Genomic DNA, 20,419 nt, shown 5'->3' on the forward strand with positions numbered 1-20,419 from the left:
ATTTTATCAAACCAATTTTCTGAACGTGTTACAAATTATTCAATTGAAATAAATCCTTTACTTCATGAGCAAAGAATGTAGGTTCTTCCTTTAACAGCCGCTCTTTGGAATGACTTCCCCAATTCACTGCTACCGTTTTACATCCCGCAGATTTTCCCATTTGAAGATCATAAATAGCGTCACCAACCATTGCACATTCAAATACGTCTAATGAATAACGTTCTACAATTTTGAAGATACCGTCAGGATGTGGTTTATAATGTTCTACCTGGTCGGAACCAATCCAATCAGTGAAGAAGTGATCTAGTTTAAGCTTTTGCAAATTTCTATGTAAAACATCCGTTTTTTTACTAGATACAACAAAAAGCAACAAACCTTCTTGTATCAATGCATTTAACACTTCATCTATTTGCTGAAAAGCAGTAATCGTTTGCTCCTCATAAATTTTATAGGCTTGACGAAAACAATGTAACAACTCGTTAAATTGATGATCATCTAATGTATGTTTTGTCATTTCATGAAACGATTGTTCAATGGGAATCCCCATATAATAATTTACTATATCCTTTGGCGGAATGGACAAATTACATTCTTTAAATGCTTTTTGTGTAGCCAATATTCCGCATTCACCCGAATCTGCTAACGTCCCATCAAAATCAAAAATAATTGCTTTCATTTCTATTCACTCCTATTGCATTTCATAAATATTTTGCTGCGCATAGCTTAATAATCTCTTTGGGTCAATAATTTCTATGTATCCTGGGATTCGCTTAATAAGCTCATCTCTTTCAAAAGATTGGATACAACGATTTTGGTGTCTTACCGTAATACCAATAAATTCAGCAATCGTCTTTAACTCATTCTTTGGAATGAGCGCATTAATAAAAACTCCCTGCTCATCATGTGATACGGAAGCTAGATAGCTAGCGAATCTAACATCTGCTTCATGCAATAAATGAAAAGATAGATTCATTGATTTCGTATGAAATTTACGACTAATTGATTGTAGTAAGATTTCATTAAAAACACTGTCTTCTCGCAATTTTTTTGCAGTTTCAGATGATAAAGTAGCAATATGAACAGGTGTTACTGCTTCAATGGAATGAATGGTATTAACTTGCTGTACAAGTTCGAGTTCACCGAAAATTTCAAGAGGTTTATTGAATGTAACAATCAATCTTCTCCCATCTTCAGAAGTGGAGAATATTTTCACCTTTCCCTTAACTAGCAAGGAGAGAAAAGGAATTGGAAAGCCCTGTTCATATATAAATTCTCCAGGTGAGTAGGTGCGCCAACCAAGATTTTCTGTATCAATCGGATACTTCTCTTTTATTTGTTTCTTATACTGGTTGATTGTACTTTCATCATTCAAGATGTTCACTCTATTTAACCTCCTTTCAATCTTAGTTCACCTTTATCATAACAGAAAGGACATATGTCCAAAAAAAAAAAATGCAACATGTACTCTGACAAACTGCATTTTAACTATCGAAATCTTTCGTATTTAATTCTCAGCTTCATTTTTTACTCGGTGTAAAAATTCTTCTACAACTTTATAATTGCTTTTCTCATTACCAAGTTTTAACATTGCTCTTCCCACAAAATTTACTCCTTTATTTGTTCCTTCATAAGTAAATTTAGTTTGAGTATTACTGTTCTGAAGTAATGTAAAGCTAAGAGTCACTTCGAAAGCTTTGCCAATCACAAAACGAATTTGCTTATGTTTTCTTTCAACAAGTTCTTCATAAGCTAAAGTTTCAACAATATAAGTTTCTACTCGCTTTCCTTCTCGATACGTTTGCTCATGCTTTGCTCCAACCTCATGTTCCTTCTTTTCAATTAACTTATGTTCCTCTACTTTCGGCATAATTCTTTTAATATTCTTGTCACGAAACAGATTCCATACATCTTCAATATTTTTATTGATTATAATTTCTTCTTTCCATTGAATCACTTGTTTTCATCCTTTCCAGATTGAAGAAAAATTTCAATTTCTTCAATTTGATTTTGTAGTTCTTTTATTTGTTTTCGAATGTTATTTCTTTTTTGAAGTAACAAGTTTTCTAGATTAACAAATGACTCGTCCTCCATAACAGAAATCATTTCTTGAATCGTAAAACCAAATCCTCTCAATTTCATAAGGAGGGTAGCAAGAAAAAAACTTCCGTCATCGTAATAGCGATAGTTATTTTTCGGATCAATGTAAGCAGGCTCGAGTAGTTTAACTTCTGCATAATAGCGTAAAGTTTCTTTACTTAAACCGGTCATCTCTGAAAAGTCACTAATTTTATACATAACGTCCCTCCAAAAATATCATAAAGTGTGGGGTGCACTACTAAGTCAATACAATTATTTATTATTCAACTACTATTATCCTAAAAAAAGCTATTAAAAAAACAACAACCGATCAAATTTTTTCTATAAGTGGTCGGATGTTGTTTGCTTTATTAATTTGTTTGAAAATGCAAAAATATTTTGTAGTTTAACAATTACTTGCTTTCTTTTTCTTCCCAAACTTTTTCTAGTACTTGTGTAAAGTATTCTGCTGGACGTGCACCAGATAGTGCGTATTTGTTGTCGAATACAAAGAAAGGAACTCCTTGAACTCCAACCTGACGTGATTCAGCAAGATCATGTGTTAATTCATTTGAATATTCTTTAGTTTCAATAATATTACGTACTTTTACTTCATCTAAGCCTACTTCTTTAGCTAAACGGACAATTGTTTCGTTATCACTTAAAACTTCACCTTCGTTAAAATGTGCATCGTAAAATCGTTTGAAAAATTCATTGCCTTTTCCTTCTGCTTTCGCATATTGGAATACATGATGTGCATCAACTGTGTTAGTAAATTTCGCAATATCGTAATTGATTGACACACTTGATTGCTTCGCCATATCTAATACTTGACCCATCATGGCTTTTGCTTGTTCTAAAGGAACTCCCTTTTCATCCGCAAATGCTTGGTAATAGTTTTTTCCAGGTGTATATTGTGATTCTGGTGAAAGAAGGAAGCTCTTATACTCGATTTCAACTTCATCAGCATGTTCAAATTTTTTCAATGCTTCTTCTAAATGTGACTCACCTATGTAGCAGAATGGACATACAAAATCAGACCAAATTGTTATTTTCATTTTTCTTCCTCTTTCTTTTCTGGGACTGGGCCACAGATTCCTGTGTTAACATCACAGAAAAAATCTGCAGAATCGTCAGACCCAAGGATTGTTAAATCTTGAATCATTTTTAGTTCCGTTAGTTGAACTTTTCTAACCTCTTTATTTCCGTCAGATACCATTTTTTCCTTATCATTTAACATCTCCGATTCCTCCTCTACTAATAAAGTATTTCCGAAAAGAGCTAGATGATGTTTCTTAATCCGTTACTATTTTTATTACATGTAATCATTTTAGTTACAAGCAGGTTTTATGTCAAACTATTAAGATTAAAGATTATCTAATTTAAAAAAGAAAAAATGCACTAAACCAAGAATGGACTAGTACATTTTTACCTTGATAGTTCTCTACCTGTCAGTATTTTAAATAATATTATCGAATCCTCAATTGGAAGTTTAGTATATTTTGCTTGACCCTCTGGAATGACTTCTAACCGATTTCCATTTGGGGTTATCCAAATTGCATAGTTTATTGAATCAAGTGTAAAACGGTAGTCTGGCTCGCCTGCCATTGTAACTTTAATGTTTTCTTCCCACTTCGTATTTTCAAGAAGTTCGATCACAGTCTTAATTTCCTCAAGTAGAATTATTTCTTTTATTAAAATATACTCATCGTTTTGTCGTTCTTCTACTACAACTGAGCTTACTTGATTTGCTGCTTGTCGTTCCTCAGAATCTACTATAAAATGTGTTTTTGGGATAGAGTCATCACGGGAAAAGGTTATTTTATAATCTAGGATTTCATTTGTTTTTACATTTCTGATAGATGTAGTTACTGTACCGTCTCCGATATATGTTAGCTGACTATCTTCCACATTTTCAAACGATCTAATGCCTTCCTCTTCATTTACAGCAAAACCAACTCTAAAACTTATATCTTCGTAAATGAAAGCAAGATTACTACTATTATTTTCTATTTTATCAAAATAAGAAATAACGGCTTTTAACTCAGGTATTTTCTCATCATTCACTAAAATCAAATCTGTGATTTCGTAATTTTTAACATCATGTTGTTCGTAAAATATAGCAACTGCATCTTCTTTTGTAAATTCGGATGTTTGTTGAGTGAAATTTGCCAAATCGCCTGGATACTCCTTTACCTTCTCATCTACACCCGAACATCCTACTAGAGTGAAAAATAAAAGGATCACAAAAGATAGCCTTAGTTTATTCATATTTTTCCTCCCTAATTATAATCCCGATAATATTCGAGAAGCCTTGTTATCAATTATCTTAATGTGAACATTATTAGAGTATCCTGAATGAATATGATTCGGAATCGTTGATACGTCGAGTGTTTCCTTTAGATCAATCAACTTTTTTTGATTTCCTTCGATTGTAATAGCAAATGGTCCAGCAACATTCATAAGTGACTCACTACGATTTTCTTTAGCTATATAAGAATCTAAAAATTCTAATTCAAAAGTAACTGGTTTATTACTATGATTTTTTAATTCTAGTTGGCACTCGCCTTCCATTATCTTTAAGTCTTCGTCAATAGTATCGAATTCACATCGTCCCATCTGATCATATGAAACAGCGTAAATGCCCGTTGCAAAAGTTTCTTGATATATAAAAATGAGAGCATTCGGTAAAAGGGAATAAATAATCGCTACTAAAAGAACTGAACGAAAGTGATATTTCTTCAATCCTATTACAAGTAAAATCATTGCAATGACAAATAGTATCGACCCAAAAATTCCTAACATTATATATCCCTCATGATCACGGATCGGAAACGACATGAAAGATGATCGCATTCCATACATTGGGTGGTTCGGGTACGGGAAAAACAATAGCATACAGATGGATAGAAGAACGAGAGAGCTAAAAAACGCTATTTTATTTCCTATCATTTAAAAACCCCAATTCTTCAATCAATAGTAAAAATTAAAATTATTTTCATACATATAAACATCTACTACATTCCCAAGATAGTTTAACTGTTTCCACGCTTCAATACGTAGTGTTTCATCTTCATCTTCAGCATTCATATATCTTTGAATCGCTTCTGAAGATTCCTCAATCCAATCTAATACTACTTTGTCTCTAGCAAATTCCTTAAGATACGCCATTCCATTAAACGTTCTTGTTGCATCAACCTTTGTTCTAAAGAAATCTATATAAAAGTTCCTTCCATATGAATGGGCCAATGATATTACTATGCCGAACATTTGATCTTCCGTTGGTTTAACCTTATCAAAAGAATAATCGGGCGCTCGGAATAAAGTTTTCGACTCTTTGTAAAACGAATAACCATTTTCATAGAATACAATTCCAGAATAACCCTCTGGTTCATCCCCTTCCTTTGGCACTTCTGGAAGCTGATAATTTAGTAATAAGTTATAAAATTCCATTTGGGCATTATCGAACGTCATTTGTACAATCGTGTTCAAGGAATCCTCATACTTAAAGCAGAACACTTCTTCATTGGCACAAATTGAAGGGTCATCCACAACTGTTAAATCATATCTCGATTGAAGTTCCGTATGTAGTTGTTGTAAATACTCTTCCTCTGCTAATTCTGTAGCCGTATTACGATTTACATTTAGAATCACAGTCAATTCATCGATCAGGCTATTTAACTCGTACATCATATCGATTACATTTTCTGTATTCTCCTCACGATGAATACTATCGGCAAGCATCGCCATTTTATCTAATCGCTCAACAGCTTCTGGATTTTCTTCTTGTGCAGCGAAATGCCTTGCATGAACCTTTGTTTGGTAGCCGAAGCCATGAAGACTATGGTTTGCAAATCCATTTACACTGTCTTTTGAAATATATTTAATTTGATCTTTAATGCTAAATAAATACTCACTTATATATTTAAAATCCGGCTCTGTGAGCGTATGGTATTGACGGTCGATTGAGGGTACTTCTGGTGTTGCGGAAGCTTCTTCTATTTCATTAGTTTCAATGTTCTGTTCGATAGTATCTGTATCATTCATTTCAGTAGTTTGATCAGACTGGGTAAAAGAACAACCAGTAAGAACAATGGATAGAATGAAAGCAGAATATAAAAGTGAAGATTTTTTAAGCATAGTAACTAAACCCCTTTATTTAATACTATTCTTAATTAGTACGTCTTAATTTGAGTTAAGTTTCAAATTTTACCAATTTTGCAATAATTAGCCCTTTTATCACATAAAAAGAGACCAACCTCGACTGGTTGATCTCTCATTAAATTATTTATTTAAATACACCCAAGCATACTGAGCATACAGTTCAGATCCCGTAACAAGTGCATCTTCGTCAACGTTGAATTTCCCATGGTGGTGAGCCCATTCTGTATCTTTTTCCGGATTCCCTGAACCAACAAGGGCAAAACTTCCAGGTACTTCATCTAAATAAAAGCTGAAGTCTTCTCCACCCATTGTAGGTTTTTCATCATATAGTGATTCCACACCAAATGCATCAGCTGCAACTTGTTGCACTAATTTCGCACTATCCTCATCGTTAATTACAGCTTGTGATCCTCGAATATAGTCAACCTTAGCAGTTGCTCCATAAACATTTGCTACATTTTCTGCGTAAATTTGCAGTTGTTTCTCAATATGATCGCGAGTTGCTCCATCAAAGCAACGTACAGTTCCTTCAATTACAGCATTTTCAGCGATAACATTAAAACGTGTACCTACTACCATTTTACCTACAGTGACAACTGCTGGTTGTAGAGGGTTGATTGTTCTTGATACAACCGATTGAACATTCATCACGAACGAAGATGCGATTACAGCAGCATCAATCGTATCATGAGGCATTGCACCATGTCCTCCACGACCTTTGAATGTTACCGTGAAAATATCAGCAGAGGCAAAAGTAGGACCAGGGTTGCAAGATACTCTATTTGTTGGCATTTGCGACCAAATATGAATACCGAATACATTGTCTACACCTTCGACTGCACCTTGTTCAACCATCGCTTTTGCCCCAGTTACTGATTCTTCAGCTGGCTGGAAAATTAATCGTACATTTCCTGGTATGTCTTCTTTCTGCTCATTCAATACTTTAGCTGCAATTAATAGCATTGCCGTATGGGCATCATGACCACAAGCATGCATCTTCCCTTTTTCCTTTGAAGCATAAGGAAGTTCAGTATTTAGTTCTTCAACTGGTAGAGCATCCATATCTGCGCGTAATGCGACTGTTTTCCCAGGTTTCCCACCTTTAATATTTGCGATTACACCTGTTGGTTCAGTTTTTCTATGTTCGATTCCTAATTGTGTTAAATAATCCGAAACGAATTTCGTCGTTTCGTATTCTTCCCATGATAATTCAGGCTCACTGTGTAATTTTCGTCGGATGGCTGTAAGTTCCTCTCCATATTTTTTGATACCTTGTTTTATTTTTTCATTGATCATTGTTACTCCTCCTAAATACTAAACGATTCATGTTGGCGAACACTCACTCTATTAATTAGCCAATAGATTTATAGATAATATACCATATTTTTTATAATTATAAGAATGTTACGAAAACTCCAGCTAATATTACTGACACAATCGTTACCGAGACAAATCCTCCAACCAGCATTGGCGGTAACATAACACTAGTTAATGCTTTTCTTTCTTCATCATCTGATGTTAATGATTTAATGACCTCATTTGTAATGACATAGTCCGCTGGGAATCCATATAAAGCTGTTAACGATACAGCAAATGCTAAGTTTTTACTTACTTTTAGTACTTTACCAGCAATGAATGAGAAAATATACATTCCGAAAACACCTAATACTATACAAACAACTAATGGTGTTAAAAGATCTAACAACATACTTGGCGTTGCACTTTTTAATGCATCAAATACAAACAGCATTAATCCCATAATTGCAAAACCAAATCCGTTTGCTTTCTGTAATGCATGTGTTTCTAAGAAACCGATACTTTTTGCAATAACCCCAAACACTAATGCAAGAACAGCTCCATTAATTTCAACCACAGGTGCTAAGAAAGTAGATGTTAAATACGCTAAACAACCAACTAAAGCAATTTTAAAGAACTTAAAGTAATCTGTATTGTATTTTTCAGGCACTTGGAAAATTTTCAAACCATGTTTCTTCTCTGTTGTATTATCAGTTTTTTCAACTTCCTCTTTAACTACTAACTCGCCATTTCTAAATTGTTGTAAAAGTTTCTTTCCTTCTTTTTTCAACACGATAGAAGTTAATGGATAGCCCGCAAATCCTTGCATTACATAAATAACAATGGCAAATACTGATAATGAAGTAAGTCCTGCCTGTGCAGCCCCATCTGACATAATTAAAGCTGAGACAATTCCCCCAACCAATGGTGGAATGGCAACGATAACAGTATTCATATCAAAAATGAATGATGCAATTCCAAATAACAGAACAACGATTCCTAAAATTCCCGATAATGAGATGACAACTGTCTTCCATTGTGCAATTAACTCTTTGACCGACAGTAGAGTTCCCATATTTACGATTAATAGATAGATTAGCAATGTAGCAACCGTATTCGGAATCCCTGCAATTGCAACGATATCTTGTGGGAAGAATGTCCAGTAACCAATTAAGAATAATACCGCACTAATGAACATGGAAGGGATCCAAGCTTTTGTACGAATAGAGATAAAATCCCCTATATATAAGATGAATAGTAGTATGACGATTGCGACCATTTGCGGCATATGAAAACCTCTCCTTTGTCTAAATTATTAAAATATTTTTAATAAATAATGTTTTCATATAATATCATGCCGGGAAATAATTTGTATACAATTTTCTTACAACGTCATAATACGTTCATATTATTGGAAATTCCTTTAATTTCTTATATAAATTGGTTTGCATCTTGTTATTTATCAACTATTTAGCGTAATTTATTGAGATTATAGTAGGTGAAGCTTGAGGAACGTAGGCGTTGGAACATAATGGGAAATAAATTAACTTGAAACAATTTTCATTATTACGTTTGTTGTTTGGGATAACAAATAGAGATGTGAGGAGATATGGGCGGGTTCTTCTGATTGAAAGAGTGATAGCGATATTTTTATTCCAATTGTGATTTTGATTACGATATGTAATGGAGCGCTTCTCTGTTACCTTTTAGACGTATTCCAAATCTGTTCGGGCACTGAGAGCGCTTCTCTGTTACCTTTTAGGTGCATTCCTATTCTGTTCGGGCACTGAGGAGCACTCTCTGTTACCTTTTAGGTGCATTCCTATTCTGTTCGGGCACTGAGAGCGCTTCTCTGTTTCCTTTTAGGTGCATTCCTATTCCGTTCGGGCACTGAGAGCGCTTCTCTGTTCCCTTTGAGACGTATTCCAAATCTGATTGGACACTGAGGATTACTCTCTGTTACCTTTGAGGCAATTTCCGATTCTGTTTGGGCACTGAGGAGCACTCTCTGTTACCTTTTAGGCGAATTTTGATTCCATTTGGGCACTGAGAGCGCTTCTCTGTTACCTTTGAGGCAAATTCCAATTTTGTTCGGGCACTGAGGAACACTCTCTGTTACCTTTTAGGCGAATTTCGATTCCGTTCGGGCACTGAGAGCCTTCTCTGTTACCTTTGAGACGTATTCCAAATCTGATTGGACACTGAGGAACACTCTCTGTTACCTTTTAGGTGAATTTCGATTCTTTTTGGGCACTGAGAGCTGTTATCTGTTACCTTTTAGGCTTATTCCAATTCCATTTGAGCACTGAGAGTTGCTTTGCCCATAGAGTTACAATAAAGTTTTATAAATTACTTACTAAATTCTCCCATTCTCCAAATGTAAATTTTTCAGTAATATGTTTCAGCTCATCAGGTACATCTACAAAACACATCAGTTCTAAACTATTTCCGTCTGGGTCATCAAAGTAAACTGAAGCATTTCCTTGATGTGGTCTTATGAATGGTTCGACAGATGTTCGATTTCCAAATGGGACAGCTTCTACTTGAATCGATTTCAACCATTGTAAAGATTCTTTTAAATCCTCATAGGTGACACGAAATGCAATATGTCTTAATGATGGATGGTATTGAGTTTCATACTCTCTCCCCTCCCATAAACCGACCCAGCTTTTCCCTTCTTCAATCCAAAAGAAGGCGGTATCTTCATCTCGCCAAGCAAATTTCAAACCTAGTTTACTGTAAAATTCAATTGAAATTTCTAAATTTCGAACAGGTAAATGTGCTTCGTACAAGCCTTTTATCATAAAGAATCCCTCCTAACATAAAGCATACTAAAATTTGTAAATTAATGAACTCGTAAAATAGTTGGATTTATAAACGGTCAAAACATTACAAGTAAACACTTATTGGAGAATGAAATCTTTTAATCTCAGAATATTTTCTTCAAGAAATGCAGCATTCTTTTCGATACCTCGCCGTTTGCACCAACCAATACTATTGAAGGAGTCAATAAAACGATAAAAAGGTAATACAATCTCTAAATCGATTATCGGTCTGATGCTTTTATATCCTTCTTTATATGATTGATAAAACCTAGAATCGTAACTTAAAAAGTCACGGTACAATTTAGTGAAATCAATTTCTGTTGATCCAAATCGAACACTTTCAAAATCAATGACCCCGGAAACTTTGTCACCATTAACAATGATATTTGCTGGACGGAAATCCATATGTACAAAGCCAGGGCCATCTGGTAGAGGTAGTTGACCTTTCATTCTTTCAAACATATCTATTGCCTTTAAATATAAAGTCTCATCAAGTACATCTTTTACATCTACAGCAAAACTATAAAATTGTTTTTCTATAAATTTCGACCAGTTTGCAAATTCGTTTTGTATGCCTTTTAACTCTTTATTTATAGGTGGGTGTATCAAGTGCATTGACGCATGTAGCACTCCTACATGATAGGCAGCAGTTGGTGATACGTCTATAGTTAAAGGTTGTCCTTTTAATTCTGACAATAAATATGCACCAGGACATTCCTCGTCTCCTGTCCAATAATCCAACAGTTCAGGTGTTGCCACTTTTCCTTTTAAAATTTCATAGGCTTCAAGTTCCCGCTCAAATTTCAATTTTGTGTAAGGGATTTTCACGAAGATTGTTTCACCCTTCTTCAAATGACATTTATAAACGGTTGAGCTATGAGAATCATCCACCTCGTCTACTGAAATCACATCTAAATTAAATTGCTCAAGGACTCGCTGTAACAAGCTTATCTCCCCTTTCTAATAAGTTGAAAAAAGCAGAGCGAACACACTCTGCTAGTCTTTATTTAATTTTCCTTTATTGTAACTGTTCCTCTTGTACCATCTACAATGACGATATCTCCATTTTTAAGGCTCGTTAAACAATTTCGAACACTCATGACAGCAGGAATACCAACCTCCCGCGCAGTAACAGCCCCATGGGATAATGGGCCTCCTGATTCTGTAATAAGCCCTTTTGCGGAGTAGAATAATGTCGTCCAGGCAGGATTCGTTGTTCGTGTTACCAAAATGCTTCCTTCTCTTACATATTTAAATTCCTCTATACTTCGAACGATACAAACTTCTCCCTCGATCATACCCGCACTTCCCGGAACGCCTTTTAATATACCGTCTGTTACATACACTTCTTCTTCCTCTTGCTCAGAATAATTCCAATCAGGAGATGTCTTTAAAAGTTTTTGATATTCTTTTCTTTTCTCGATTAACCCACGCTCATTTACTTCATTCCCATTTAACACTTCGAAAAGTTCATTTTTCGTTAAGAAAAATAAATCATATGGATCTTCTAAGCCAAGTTTACTTCCTAATCGAGCAATAGATTTTCTTGCTAGTAAGTTCACGCGTGTTGTTTGAAAATGTTCTTCATCATCAAGTTCCGTATATATAATAGCAAGATTTGCTAGTTTATATAAAGCCTTTGAAATGTCATCTGATGGAACAGAAAGTAATTCTTTTAATGTATCGATGCCAACATCGTTGCTTTGAGTATTCGTTTGACATGGAATCACTAATTCCATAAGCACTTCTGGTTTTTCCGCCCAAGTTGGATAATAATAATCAAATGTCAGCTCACGATGTCCATATTTTTCAAGGAATAATATAAACTCAGAGTTTGTTAGACTTCTATCTTCAATACTAGCTAATTCTGCATTGATATTCGCTGTACGAATGTTTGCAAGTGATAGCACATTGTCGAGTTTTTCTTTTGCAATTTGTTGATCTCCATATACGTGGTACAATGCTTCAAACAATGTTCCCACGATAAAGCTTTGTGTCATAGAAATCGCAATATTTGGCTTAAAATATTCATTTGCCGTATAAAACAATCGATCATAGTATTCTCTAAAAGTTTCCAGCGAATCTGATTCTTTTGGTAAGATATTAAGTTCCCCGATACGAGTTAAATAAAGGGATAAATCATCCCTCCACTTTTTAGCTAAAGACTCTGCCCAAAAGTATTTTTCATCTAAGAGCGCTATTTCCTGTAATTTAGAAATTTTGAGTGGACGTTTCATCGCAAGGATTTCCACAGCCGTTTGATTTCCATATACGAACCCATTTTTCATTGCAAACCATGGTTTTGTAGGTAAGTCAATATTCATTAGTTTTAGTGAGTATTCTAGTGAACTATTAAAACCTTCTTCAACAAAATCCCATGTGAGTGGCGTAATGGCATCTGGGAAACGTTCTGCAGATTCATCTCGAGTGAGATACGCAGGAATCGTTGTTTGCGGTCTTGATTGTAGTAAATAGATTTCACCTTCATAAATGGCCCACTCGATATCTTGCGGAGATGCATAGTGTCTTTCAATTTGTTTAGCGAGATTTGCGATCTTTAGCACTTCTTCTTTAGTTAAACTCGCTTTTTCATCAGCTAAGTTTTCTTTTACTGTGTTATTCTTTGTATCTACTATCCACGTATCTGTTAAAGCTTCCCCTGCAACCACATTTTCTCCAAGTCCAAAACTAGATTCTATTAATACGCGGCTGAATTTTCCGCTAATAGGGTCCACTGAAAATGCCACACCTGCACTTTCGCTCGGAACCATTTTTTGGATGACTACGGCCATACTTGCTTCTTCCTGTGAAAACCCTCGTTCGTTTCGATAAACGACAGCATGCATGTTCCATAAAGAGGCAAAACAATCTTTTATTTTATCTTCTAATTTATCTACGGATACATTTAAAAAGGTTTCGTGTTGTCCTGCAAAGGCAGATCCTTCTAAATCCTCGAAGGTTGATGAGGACCTAACAGCGTATAAAAAATTAGGATTGGTATGTCGTTTGATCTCCTCTATCAATGCAGAAGGTAATGCTTGAATTTTTACTTTAGTCTGCATTTCTTCACACTGTTTCAATAACTTTTCTGTATCGGAATAATTAAAAGCAGTTGGTTTTTCGTAATGCTCTTGATAGAAGTTTGCATGTAGTACAAGTCCTTCAGGAACATTAAACCCGCTATGAGTTAACACTTTTAGATTGTGACCCTTGCCACCATCTTGCTGGGTACTACCTTGTTCTTGAAATGTAGAAATATATTTTTTCACATTGTTCTCCTTTTCAAAAGTAATGGTCAGTTTAATCTAGTCCAGCTGCATCTTTCCAAATTCGATAAATAAAAAGACCAATTAAGGTAATAATCAAATACCCTACTAATAAAAATGGATAAAAAATTGAAAAGCCTATATAAATTATTGATTGCAATATGAAGATAGGCACTCCAGACAAAATCCGCCATAGAGCAATCACGTTGTTATCATCGGCAAATTTTTTTGAGACATAGTAAGGAATCAACAGAACTAGCAAATTTGAAAGAAAGAATAATAGAACAATAGGAAATAAAGAGATGGCAAGCAAAGGATTTTTTTTGGGTTCTTTAAATTGCAAACCGTCGTCATATACAAGTTCCAATTGATTTTTTATTTCTTCGGTCGTCTCTTTTTTATTGTTCAAAGTAAGTGTAACTGGTTCTCCAATTTGAATAAAAACATGACTTCTAAAGCTCCACCCTTTTTCATAATGAAGTCCAATGGGTACGATTTTAGGATCATTTAGTGAAGACACCACATGTGATACCCCTTCTCTTATTTCAAGAAGCCCCTTACCTAAGTGACTCGTACCTTCTGGAAACATCAAAACACTTGTATCGTTTTCTATTTCCTTGTTGATTCTGCTTAATTCTTTTCTGTTGTGACGCATTTCATTCATATTTACTGGGTAACGATAAATTGCAATTTGGTCCCGGAATAAATAGCGCAAAATTGCATTTTTCGTTAAGTTTTTCCCAATAACAGTTTTCATTTTCTGTTTAAAAATGGAAAGAATTACAAATCCATCTACTACACCATTTCGATGATTACTAACATAAAAAGATGCTTCGTTTGGAAATGTTCCTTTTATTTCAATCTTACTAAAATATATCTTTGCTAGTAGACGGACAAGCCACATCATATTATCAGCTCATCCTTTCTTTATTGTTGACTCATAATTTCTAAAGACGGTCCCTACTCACTTAGAAGTTCTTTGTTATTGTATTCTTCGCGTAACAGACCGAATACATAATGATCTACAAACTTGTCGTAAAGCCATTCTGCATTTCTAATGCAACCTTCCTTCTGAAACCCTATTCTTTGTGGGATTTTTTGACTTTTTACATTTTCTGTTGCAACACGGATCTCGATCCGATTTAACTTTAATTCGCTGAAACAGTAATCTACCAATGCTTTACATGCAATTGTCATAAATCCATTACCTTGGAATTTTTTACCTAGCCAATATCCAATTGAAGTCGATTGATTCGCCCAATTAATGCTATGTAAACCGATTACTCCAGCTAATTCCCCTTTATACCATATCCCGGCCTGGAAGCCATTATTACTAGAAAATTGTTTTAACGTACCCTCAATATATTGTTTCGAATCATTGACTGTTTGGGTAAAATCCAACCAGGGCAACCATTCTTTTAAGTATGATCTTGATTCATCAGTTAGTGCAAAAAGTGCTTCTGCATGTCTAACTTCTAGTAATCTTAATTCAGTATCTTCATTGATTTTATATGTAAACATTGTTTTCCCTCCTAATTCGACATCATTCTTATTCAATTCTACAAAACTCTGGAAAACCCTTGTTAAAAAATAGAGCTGCCAAATTGGCAGCTAGATTTGTTTTATTTCAACTAATTAACAAAATGACATATATCTAAAATAACGTTTCCATTTTCATCAGGTCTCGTAAAACGAGGACAACCATATCGTTCAAAGAACCACCAAGCCTCTTGTTCGTCCTTAATGATTTCATGGCCTTCTTCTGAAAGCTTATTAGCACATTCTAATTCATTACGATATACTTCTGGAATGCTGCCTTTTACCCAACACACACCTAAATTAGAAGCTTGAAAATCTATATAGCCGAATCCCTCTGGCGCTACCGCATCTTCTGGAAGAAACATCCCAATCCAGTATTCAAATGGCTCGCCTTCTTTCCAGCGCATAAGGCCGATATTTGTGTTAGCATCTTCATAGTCGTCCTTAAAGTTATTTGTTAAAAGAGACTGCAGTTTGTTGAAACGGTCACTTTCAAACCATTCCCCCCATTTTGCTGCATAACTTCCATTCACTCGATCTTGATCACCATATTTTATACCAATAAAACGAAGTGCAGGAATAGATTGTTTATAGGTTTTTACAATTTCGACCATAAGTTTGATCCTCCAAAATATATTTAATTAAACAATTCTAGTAATAAACATGAAGTCCTGTCTAATTTTTCTATTGCCAACAAAAAGGCAGCAATTTCATTCAATCAATGTTTAAATTATTAAATGATAAATCTAGTGATGATAAAACTAATTCCAAATAAAATAAATGCAGTTTGAAGTACAATATACATTGTAAATTCAAATTTTGTAAGTTTTCTCTGTTTCTTTGTTTTTAATAAGTATCGCAAAAATAAGCCAGAAGATATAATTAAAATTCCAGTCGAAATATATAGTAAAATCTCTGCGAACATGAGCAAGTAAATCACCCCTTTTAACTAATATTAGACAAGCTCAAATTAGCTTATTACTTAGTCATTTCATTTATCAATCATAGCTAAGTAGTTTACTTGTAGTTTAATATAAATGGAATAATTTTCAACAAAAGTACTATAGGTTCAAAAAGAAAAGAGCACAATCCCCACAGGAAATGCGCTCTTTCTATTATTTCTATTAATTTATCTTAGCGAAACAATTTAATTTACTCTCTGTTTTCTCATCCATTGAGTGGCAATCCACTTTTCACCTTTTTCAACAGGTGTTCCTGCGTGTAATGTCAATTCATTCAACAATGGATCATTATAAAAATATTCAAAGTAAACTGCCATACCCTTTTGTGGACATACAGTTAACCCTAGCTTTGGAAAGAAAGTTGTTCCCCCTTCTTCCACATCATTTAAGTATAATACAAGCGTGCTAATGCGATTGTTACTCGCTGCTTTACTTGTAGAAGCAAAATAATCGTAATGTTCTTTGTATTCTTGACCCGGTGTGTAGTTCAGAATATGTAGTCCTTCTCCATGATTTGTAGGAATCTCCATAATTTGTGAAATCCTTTTTTCTACCCGAGCTAAGATTTCATTATTGATGTCTGTTAAAAATGCGCCGCTACTTGTTCGAATGTCACTCACTTTTTTCGTACTTCCAATTTTCGAACGCTGAAGGCGGTCTTTTGACAATTGTATAAGCGCCTCACATTCTTCATCATCCAGTACTGAGCCTAAAACAACTACTAGCGGTTCTTCAAACCTAGCAATGATATTGATGTCTCTGTCTTCTGTTTTAATTCTGTTACCATTATGGCTAAATATAGTTTGTTCTTTCAATTTTGCATCTCTAACTTCCATCGTTCATTCATCAACCCCTGTTTCTAATCAAATGTGCCTTGGCGTATTTGCACCTGTCGCAAGCTTTCGGTGCAGCTTAAAACACGTGCGCCCAGATTTTATCGAGCTAGCTCTATAATTACCTTTAAAATCTGTGCAGTCGCCGGAAGATTTAACTTCATTCAGTAGTAGCTTGAACCCATTCTGAGGGATAACTGATTGCATTCAACAAACTACATACAGAAATGGGAGACTTCTAATGAATGATTAAAATACTTAATTTATAATACTACGTAAAGTTAATAATTCCTTCTATTTTTTTTCTAATCTGAAAATTTTTTTATTGATTTTTTCTATGTTTTAGAGTTAAATGTGGTGGATTTGATAGTGGTTAGAGGTTGGAAACTCGCCCGTCTCTTGGATTTTTGGGGCAACTCCACTATTAAAACAACGGTTACTGTCTTATTTCTTGGCTTATTTATATAACACCGCCTCCAAAACAGCGGCTTCTGTCACGTAAGTTATTTAAATAATATCTAAATTTGAAAATAATGGGGGTCTACCTGAAATAATATACTGTAAGTCTTTTTTCCAAAACTTTAATTCGAATTTCTTCTGCTAATTGACCGGAATTTACTAATAAAATATTGTGAAAAAAAAAGAACATCCCCTTAAATCTGAGCTGTTCTTTCTTTATTTCTTTCCTTATATAAAAGCGAGTCTCAATTAGATATTAACGCGTAACATCATGTTTCCTTCTTATTTGGATTTCGATTAATGAACTCGATTATATCGCCCTTCATATAAGAAATTGCATAGTCATAATAAAAGTACCGATCGATGTCTCCATCTTCAAGTGCTTTATCGAGCGATTTAAATTGTTTTTCTGCTAGGTACAATATTAACTGTTGCTGAGTAATATTCTGTCTTTTCGCTATTTCAGTAATTGTATTACCACTTTCCCATTTGGACTGAAAATCTTCCTCAGTCACTCCAAGGAAATTATATAGCTCATCGTAATTGTATTTAAATTGGAATGTTTGCGGTATTTTTCTATCATTTAATTCATTTAATGTTGTATTGTGTTCATCTGCAAAAACTTCCGTGTGCCCGTTTACCATAGTTATTACTAAAAAGAAAATTAATACAGCTAAAATTTTTTTCAATTTATGATGTCCCTCCTCAACTACTATCTTTAACAATGTTGTGGAATATTTATACTTCCTTTTCCAGCAGAATGGAATGTACACGAAAAAAGACCATCCTATAGATAGTCCTTTAATTTTTTCATATTTACTTGTATCCGTTGAAATTAACAAACTCTCCAACAGGTTTGCGATAACCGCGCGGACGCATTTTATCAACGCTTTTTCCGATAGTAATCATCAATATTGGCACAAGATGGTCAGGTATAGAAAATTCTTTTCTTAGTTCATCCACATTATGTACATGCATTGGACATGTATCAAATCCGTAATGCTTCGCACTTAACATAAATAGCATTGCATGAAGACCAACATTTCGTGCTAGTTCCATGTCTAACGCACTTCCATTTGCTTTTAATCCTTCTCTATAACCTTTTATTTGATTCATCGTCATTTCATATTCTAATTCATCCATCATTTTGAGCATTTTCATAGGGCTATAGATCTTTTCTGCCTCAAAATCCTCGAAACTGTTTTTGTTCCCCATTACAATAACGACTGCACTGGCTGTATGAATTTTATATTGATTATGAGCTAATTCTTTTATTCTTTCTTTTTTATCTACGTCAGTGATGACCAGATAATCTGCAAATTGCAAATTGTATGCGCTTGGTGCTAATTTTGTTAGTTCGAATATTTTTTTAAAATCATCATCCGTCATCTTTTCACTCTCTATAAAATTGACTGCTGAATGGCGAGATTTTACTAGTTCTTCAAATGTCATGTTCCGATACTCCGTTTCATTCTGTAGTATTAATGGTCGGTAACTTTGTGGGTAGTTCTTTGATATAACATTTTCATTTTCATATTATTGTAAAATATCAACATTTCCATTATCTCAAATATGAACTAAAATGAAATGAACTTTTTCAAACTCTTTGTAAATTAATTACTATAATGAATCTCGTAAAATTACATCATTGAAGATGATTTCCCTCAAATATGTGTCTTTTTTACCTATTAATGAAACTTCATTTAATAGACAACTCTATTCGTAAAATATGTAAGTATTACGTGTTTTCTTCGCTCTGTATAACGCTTCATCAGATCGTTGGATAAGAGTCATTGAATCTATTCCGTGTTGGGGAAAGAGGGCAATTCCAATACTTGAAGATGCTTCAATTTTATTATTTGATATCATCACAGGTTTTTGACTTTCTTTGTTCAGCTTTGAAGCAATTAAAGCAGCGTCGTTCATATCCTTAAGCCCATTTAATAATACAAGGAACTCGTCCCCACCAATTCTACATAGAATATCAGCTTCGCGAACATTTTCTTTTAATAGTATTGCAAATTGTTTTAAAAATTGATCCCCTATTTCATGTCCGAACGAATCATTAATCATTTTAAATTTATCGATATCGATATACATGATTCCTAACTTTTTATTTTCTTTATGAGCTTGTTTAAATACACTATTAATTTGTTCTGTAAAATAGCGACGATTTGATAAGCCTGTTAATGGATCGTGATAAGCTAAGTACTCTAGTTTTTGCTGATAATTTTTCTTCGCTGTTATATCACGAATTAATATTTGCAGTACATCATCATCTTTAAATTTAATCTTCATCGTAATAATTTCACCCCATATGAGCGTTCCATCAAAACGACAAATTTGTTCAATAATTGGCTTATTCGTAGAGGAAGTATCTCTTATTCTCTTAATGAAGTCTAGTGATTCCGTCTTTGCAACTAGTTGGCTAATTGGCTTACCAAGAACTTCTTCAGCAGAAGCTGCTCCTACCAACTTTATAGCTGGTTGATTTACAAAAGTAATTTGCCCATTCTTTTCTATAAAGATGGCATCTGGAATGAATTCAACCAAATTTCTGTAGCAATCCTCACTTGCTTGAAGTTTTCGCTGAATTTCCATCTGTTCTGTGAAATCTTTATACATACCTACAGCTAGTACTTCACCTTTATTAATAGCACGATACGATGCAAGAATATCTAGTACTATTCCATCTTTTCTTCGCCTCTTGGTTACATAGTAGGGAATATCATAACCTTCCCTAAAAGACGCCAACATTTGTTTATGTTCCTCATCAGATATATTAGAAAAAAACGGAAAATAATTTTGTTTGTTAAAGTCTTCTTGTACCCACCCTAAGATTGATGTAAAAGCAGGGTTAGCAGAAAGTATTTGTCCATCATAACCTATAGTGAATATAGCATCATTCGTATTATTCCATACTAGTTCTAATATATTTTGATCGATATTCGTTTGTTTGATTGTCATATGTAAACCTCCCCTTAAAAGATTGAAGTAGC

At 34.3% G+C, this 20,419-nt stretch carries 22 protein-coding genes; all 22 read right to left on the reverse strand.

Going from position 1 to position 20,419, the window contains the following annotated elements; genetic code table 11:
• Nucleotides 1–28 precede the first annotated feature (28 nt).
• Complete coding sequence (locus CD29_RS14495; protein ID WP_036188352.1) at nt 29–676, reverse strand: HAD family hydrolase; 648 nt, start codon at nt 674–676, stop codon at nt 29–31.
• 12 nt (nt 677–688) lie between these two features.
• Nucleotides 689–1,381: a Crp/Fnr family transcriptional regulator gene (locus CD29_RS14500; protein ID WP_052124185.1), complete on the reverse strand. Its 693-nt coding sequence runs from the start codon at nt 1,379–1,381 to the stop codon at nt 689–691.
• 123 nt (nt 1,382–1,504) lie between these two features.
• Nucleotides 1,505–1,954 (reverse strand): SRPBCC family protein, encoded by a 450-nt coding sequence (locus CD29_RS14505; RefSeq protein WP_036188354.1) that lies wholly within the window; start codon nt 1,952–1,954, stop codon nt 1,505–1,507.
• Nucleotides 1,951–2,295, reverse strand: a complete 345-nt coding sequence (locus tag CD29_RS14510) for a MerR family transcriptional regulator (protein WP_036188357.1) — start codon at nt 2,293–2,295, stop codon at nt 1,951–1,953. Before CD29_RS14510 ends, CD29_RS14505 begins: the two co-directional genes overlap by 4 nt.
• A gap of 194 nt (nt 2,296–2,489) precedes the next feature.
• Complete coding sequence (locus tag CD29_RS14515) at nt 2,490–3,134, reverse strand: DsbA family oxidoreductase (RefSeq protein WP_036188360.1); 645 nt, start codon at nt 3,132–3,134, stop codon at nt 2,490–2,492.
• The gene (locus tag CD29_RS14520; protein WP_036188363.1) at nt 3,131–3,316 is read right to left on the reverse strand and encodes a hypothetical protein; all 186 of its coding nucleotides are present in this window, start codon (nt 3,314–3,316) and stop codon (nt 3,131–3,133) included. The genes CD29_RS14515 and CD29_RS14520 overlap by 4 nt, the downstream gene beginning before the upstream one ends.
• Nucleotides 3,317–3,504: 188 nt before the next feature.
• The gene (locus tag CD29_RS14525) at nt 3,505–4,347 is read right to left on the reverse strand and encodes a hypothetical protein (protein WP_036188365.1); all 843 of its coding nucleotides are present in this window, start codon (nt 4,345–4,347) and stop codon (nt 3,505–3,507) included.
• 15 nt (nt 4,348–4,362) lie between these two features.
• Nucleotides 4,363–4,917 carry a hypothetical protein gene (locus CD29_RS14530; RefSeq protein WP_235801847.1) on the reverse strand — a complete coding sequence of 185 codons (555 nt, stop codon included), beginning with the start codon at nt 4,915–4,917 and terminating at the stop codon, nt 4,363–4,365.
• A 132-nt stretch (nt 4,918–5,049) separates the two neighbouring features.
• Complete coding sequence (locus CD29_RS14535; protein WP_036188370.1) at nt 5,050–6,216, reverse strand: hypothetical protein; 1,167 nt, start codon at nt 6,214–6,216, stop codon at nt 5,050–5,052.
• 144 nt (nt 6,217–6,360) lie between these two features.
• Complete coding sequence (locus CD29_RS14540) at nt 6,361–7,536, reverse strand: M20 family metallopeptidase (protein WP_036188374.1); 1,176 nt, start codon at nt 7,534–7,536, stop codon at nt 6,361–6,363.
• Nucleotides 7,537–7,633: 97 nt separating this feature from the next.
• On the reverse strand, nt 7,634–8,824 hold the full coding sequence (locus CD29_RS14545; protein WP_036188376.1) for a hypothetical protein: 1,191 nt from the start codon (nt 8,822–8,824) through the stop codon (nt 7,634–7,636).
• 1,054 nt (nt 8,825–9,878) lie between these two features.
• Nucleotides 9,879–10,340: a VOC family protein gene (locus tag CD29_RS14550; protein WP_036188377.1), complete on the reverse strand. Its 462-nt coding sequence runs from the start codon at nt 10,338–10,340 to the stop codon at nt 9,879–9,881.
• 99 nt (nt 10,341–10,439) lie between these two features.
• Complete coding sequence (locus CD29_RS14555; RefSeq protein ID WP_081976279.1) at nt 10,440–11,306, reverse strand: aminoglycoside phosphotransferase family protein; 867 nt, start codon at nt 11,304–11,306, stop codon at nt 10,440–10,442.
• A 62-nt stretch (nt 11,307–11,368) separates the two neighbouring features.
• Nucleotides 11,369–13,630, reverse strand: coding sequence for a PEP/pyruvate-binding domain-containing protein (locus CD29_RS14560; RefSeq protein WP_036188382.1), 2,262 nt, complete (start codon nt 13,628–13,630; stop codon nt 11,369–11,371).
• A 31-nt stretch (nt 13,631–13,661) separates the two neighbouring features.
• On the reverse strand, nt 13,662–14,534 hold the full coding sequence (locus tag CD29_RS14565; RefSeq protein WP_036188384.1) for a lysophospholipid acyltransferase family protein: 873 nt from the start codon (nt 14,532–14,534) through the stop codon (nt 13,662–13,664).
• A 53-nt stretch (nt 14,535–14,587) separates the two neighbouring features.
• Nucleotides 14,588–15,148 carry a GNAT family N-acetyltransferase gene (locus tag CD29_RS14570; RefSeq protein WP_036188387.1) on the reverse strand — a complete coding sequence of 187 codons (561 nt, stop codon included), beginning with the start codon at nt 15,146–15,148 and terminating at the stop codon, nt 14,588–14,590.
• A 110-nt stretch (nt 15,149–15,258) separates the two neighbouring features.
• Nucleotides 15,259–15,780: a hypothetical protein gene (locus CD29_RS14575; protein WP_036188390.1), complete on the reverse strand. Its 522-nt coding sequence runs from the start codon at nt 15,778–15,780 to the stop codon at nt 15,259–15,261.
• A 119-nt stretch (nt 15,781–15,899) separates the two neighbouring features.
• A complete protein-coding gene (locus CD29_RS14580) occupies nt 15,900–16,091 on the reverse strand; it encodes a hypothetical protein (RefSeq protein ID WP_235801848.1) in 192 nt (63 codons plus the stop codon).
• Between the two features lie 222 nt (nt 16,092–16,313).
• Nucleotides 16,314–16,964, reverse strand: coding sequence for a 2OG-Fe(II) oxygenase (locus CD29_RS14585; RefSeq protein WP_036188396.1), 651 nt, complete (start codon nt 16,962–16,964; stop codon nt 16,314–16,316).
• Between the two features lie 725 nt (nt 16,965–17,689).
• On the reverse strand, nt 17,690–18,109 hold the full coding sequence (locus CD29_RS14590; RefSeq protein WP_036188398.1) for a hypothetical protein: 420 nt from the start codon (nt 18,107–18,109) through the stop codon (nt 17,690–17,692).
• 127 nt (nt 18,110–18,236) lie between these two features.
• A complete protein-coding gene (locus CD29_RS14595; protein WP_036188400.1) occupies nt 18,237–18,872 on the reverse strand; it encodes a nitroreductase family protein in 636 nt (211 codons plus the stop codon).
• Between the two features lie 264 nt (nt 18,873–19,136).
• Entirely contained in the window at nt 19,137–20,387 is a 1,251-nt protein-coding gene (locus tag CD29_RS14600) for a sensor domain-containing protein (protein WP_036188402.1), read from the reverse strand.
• Nucleotides 20,388–20,419 lie beyond the last annotated feature (32 nt).

The organism is Ureibacillus manganicus DSM 26584 (assembly GCF_000772945.1).
Lineage (GTDB): Bacteria > Bacillota > Bacilli > Bacillales_A > Planococcaceae > Ureibacillus > Ureibacillus manganicus.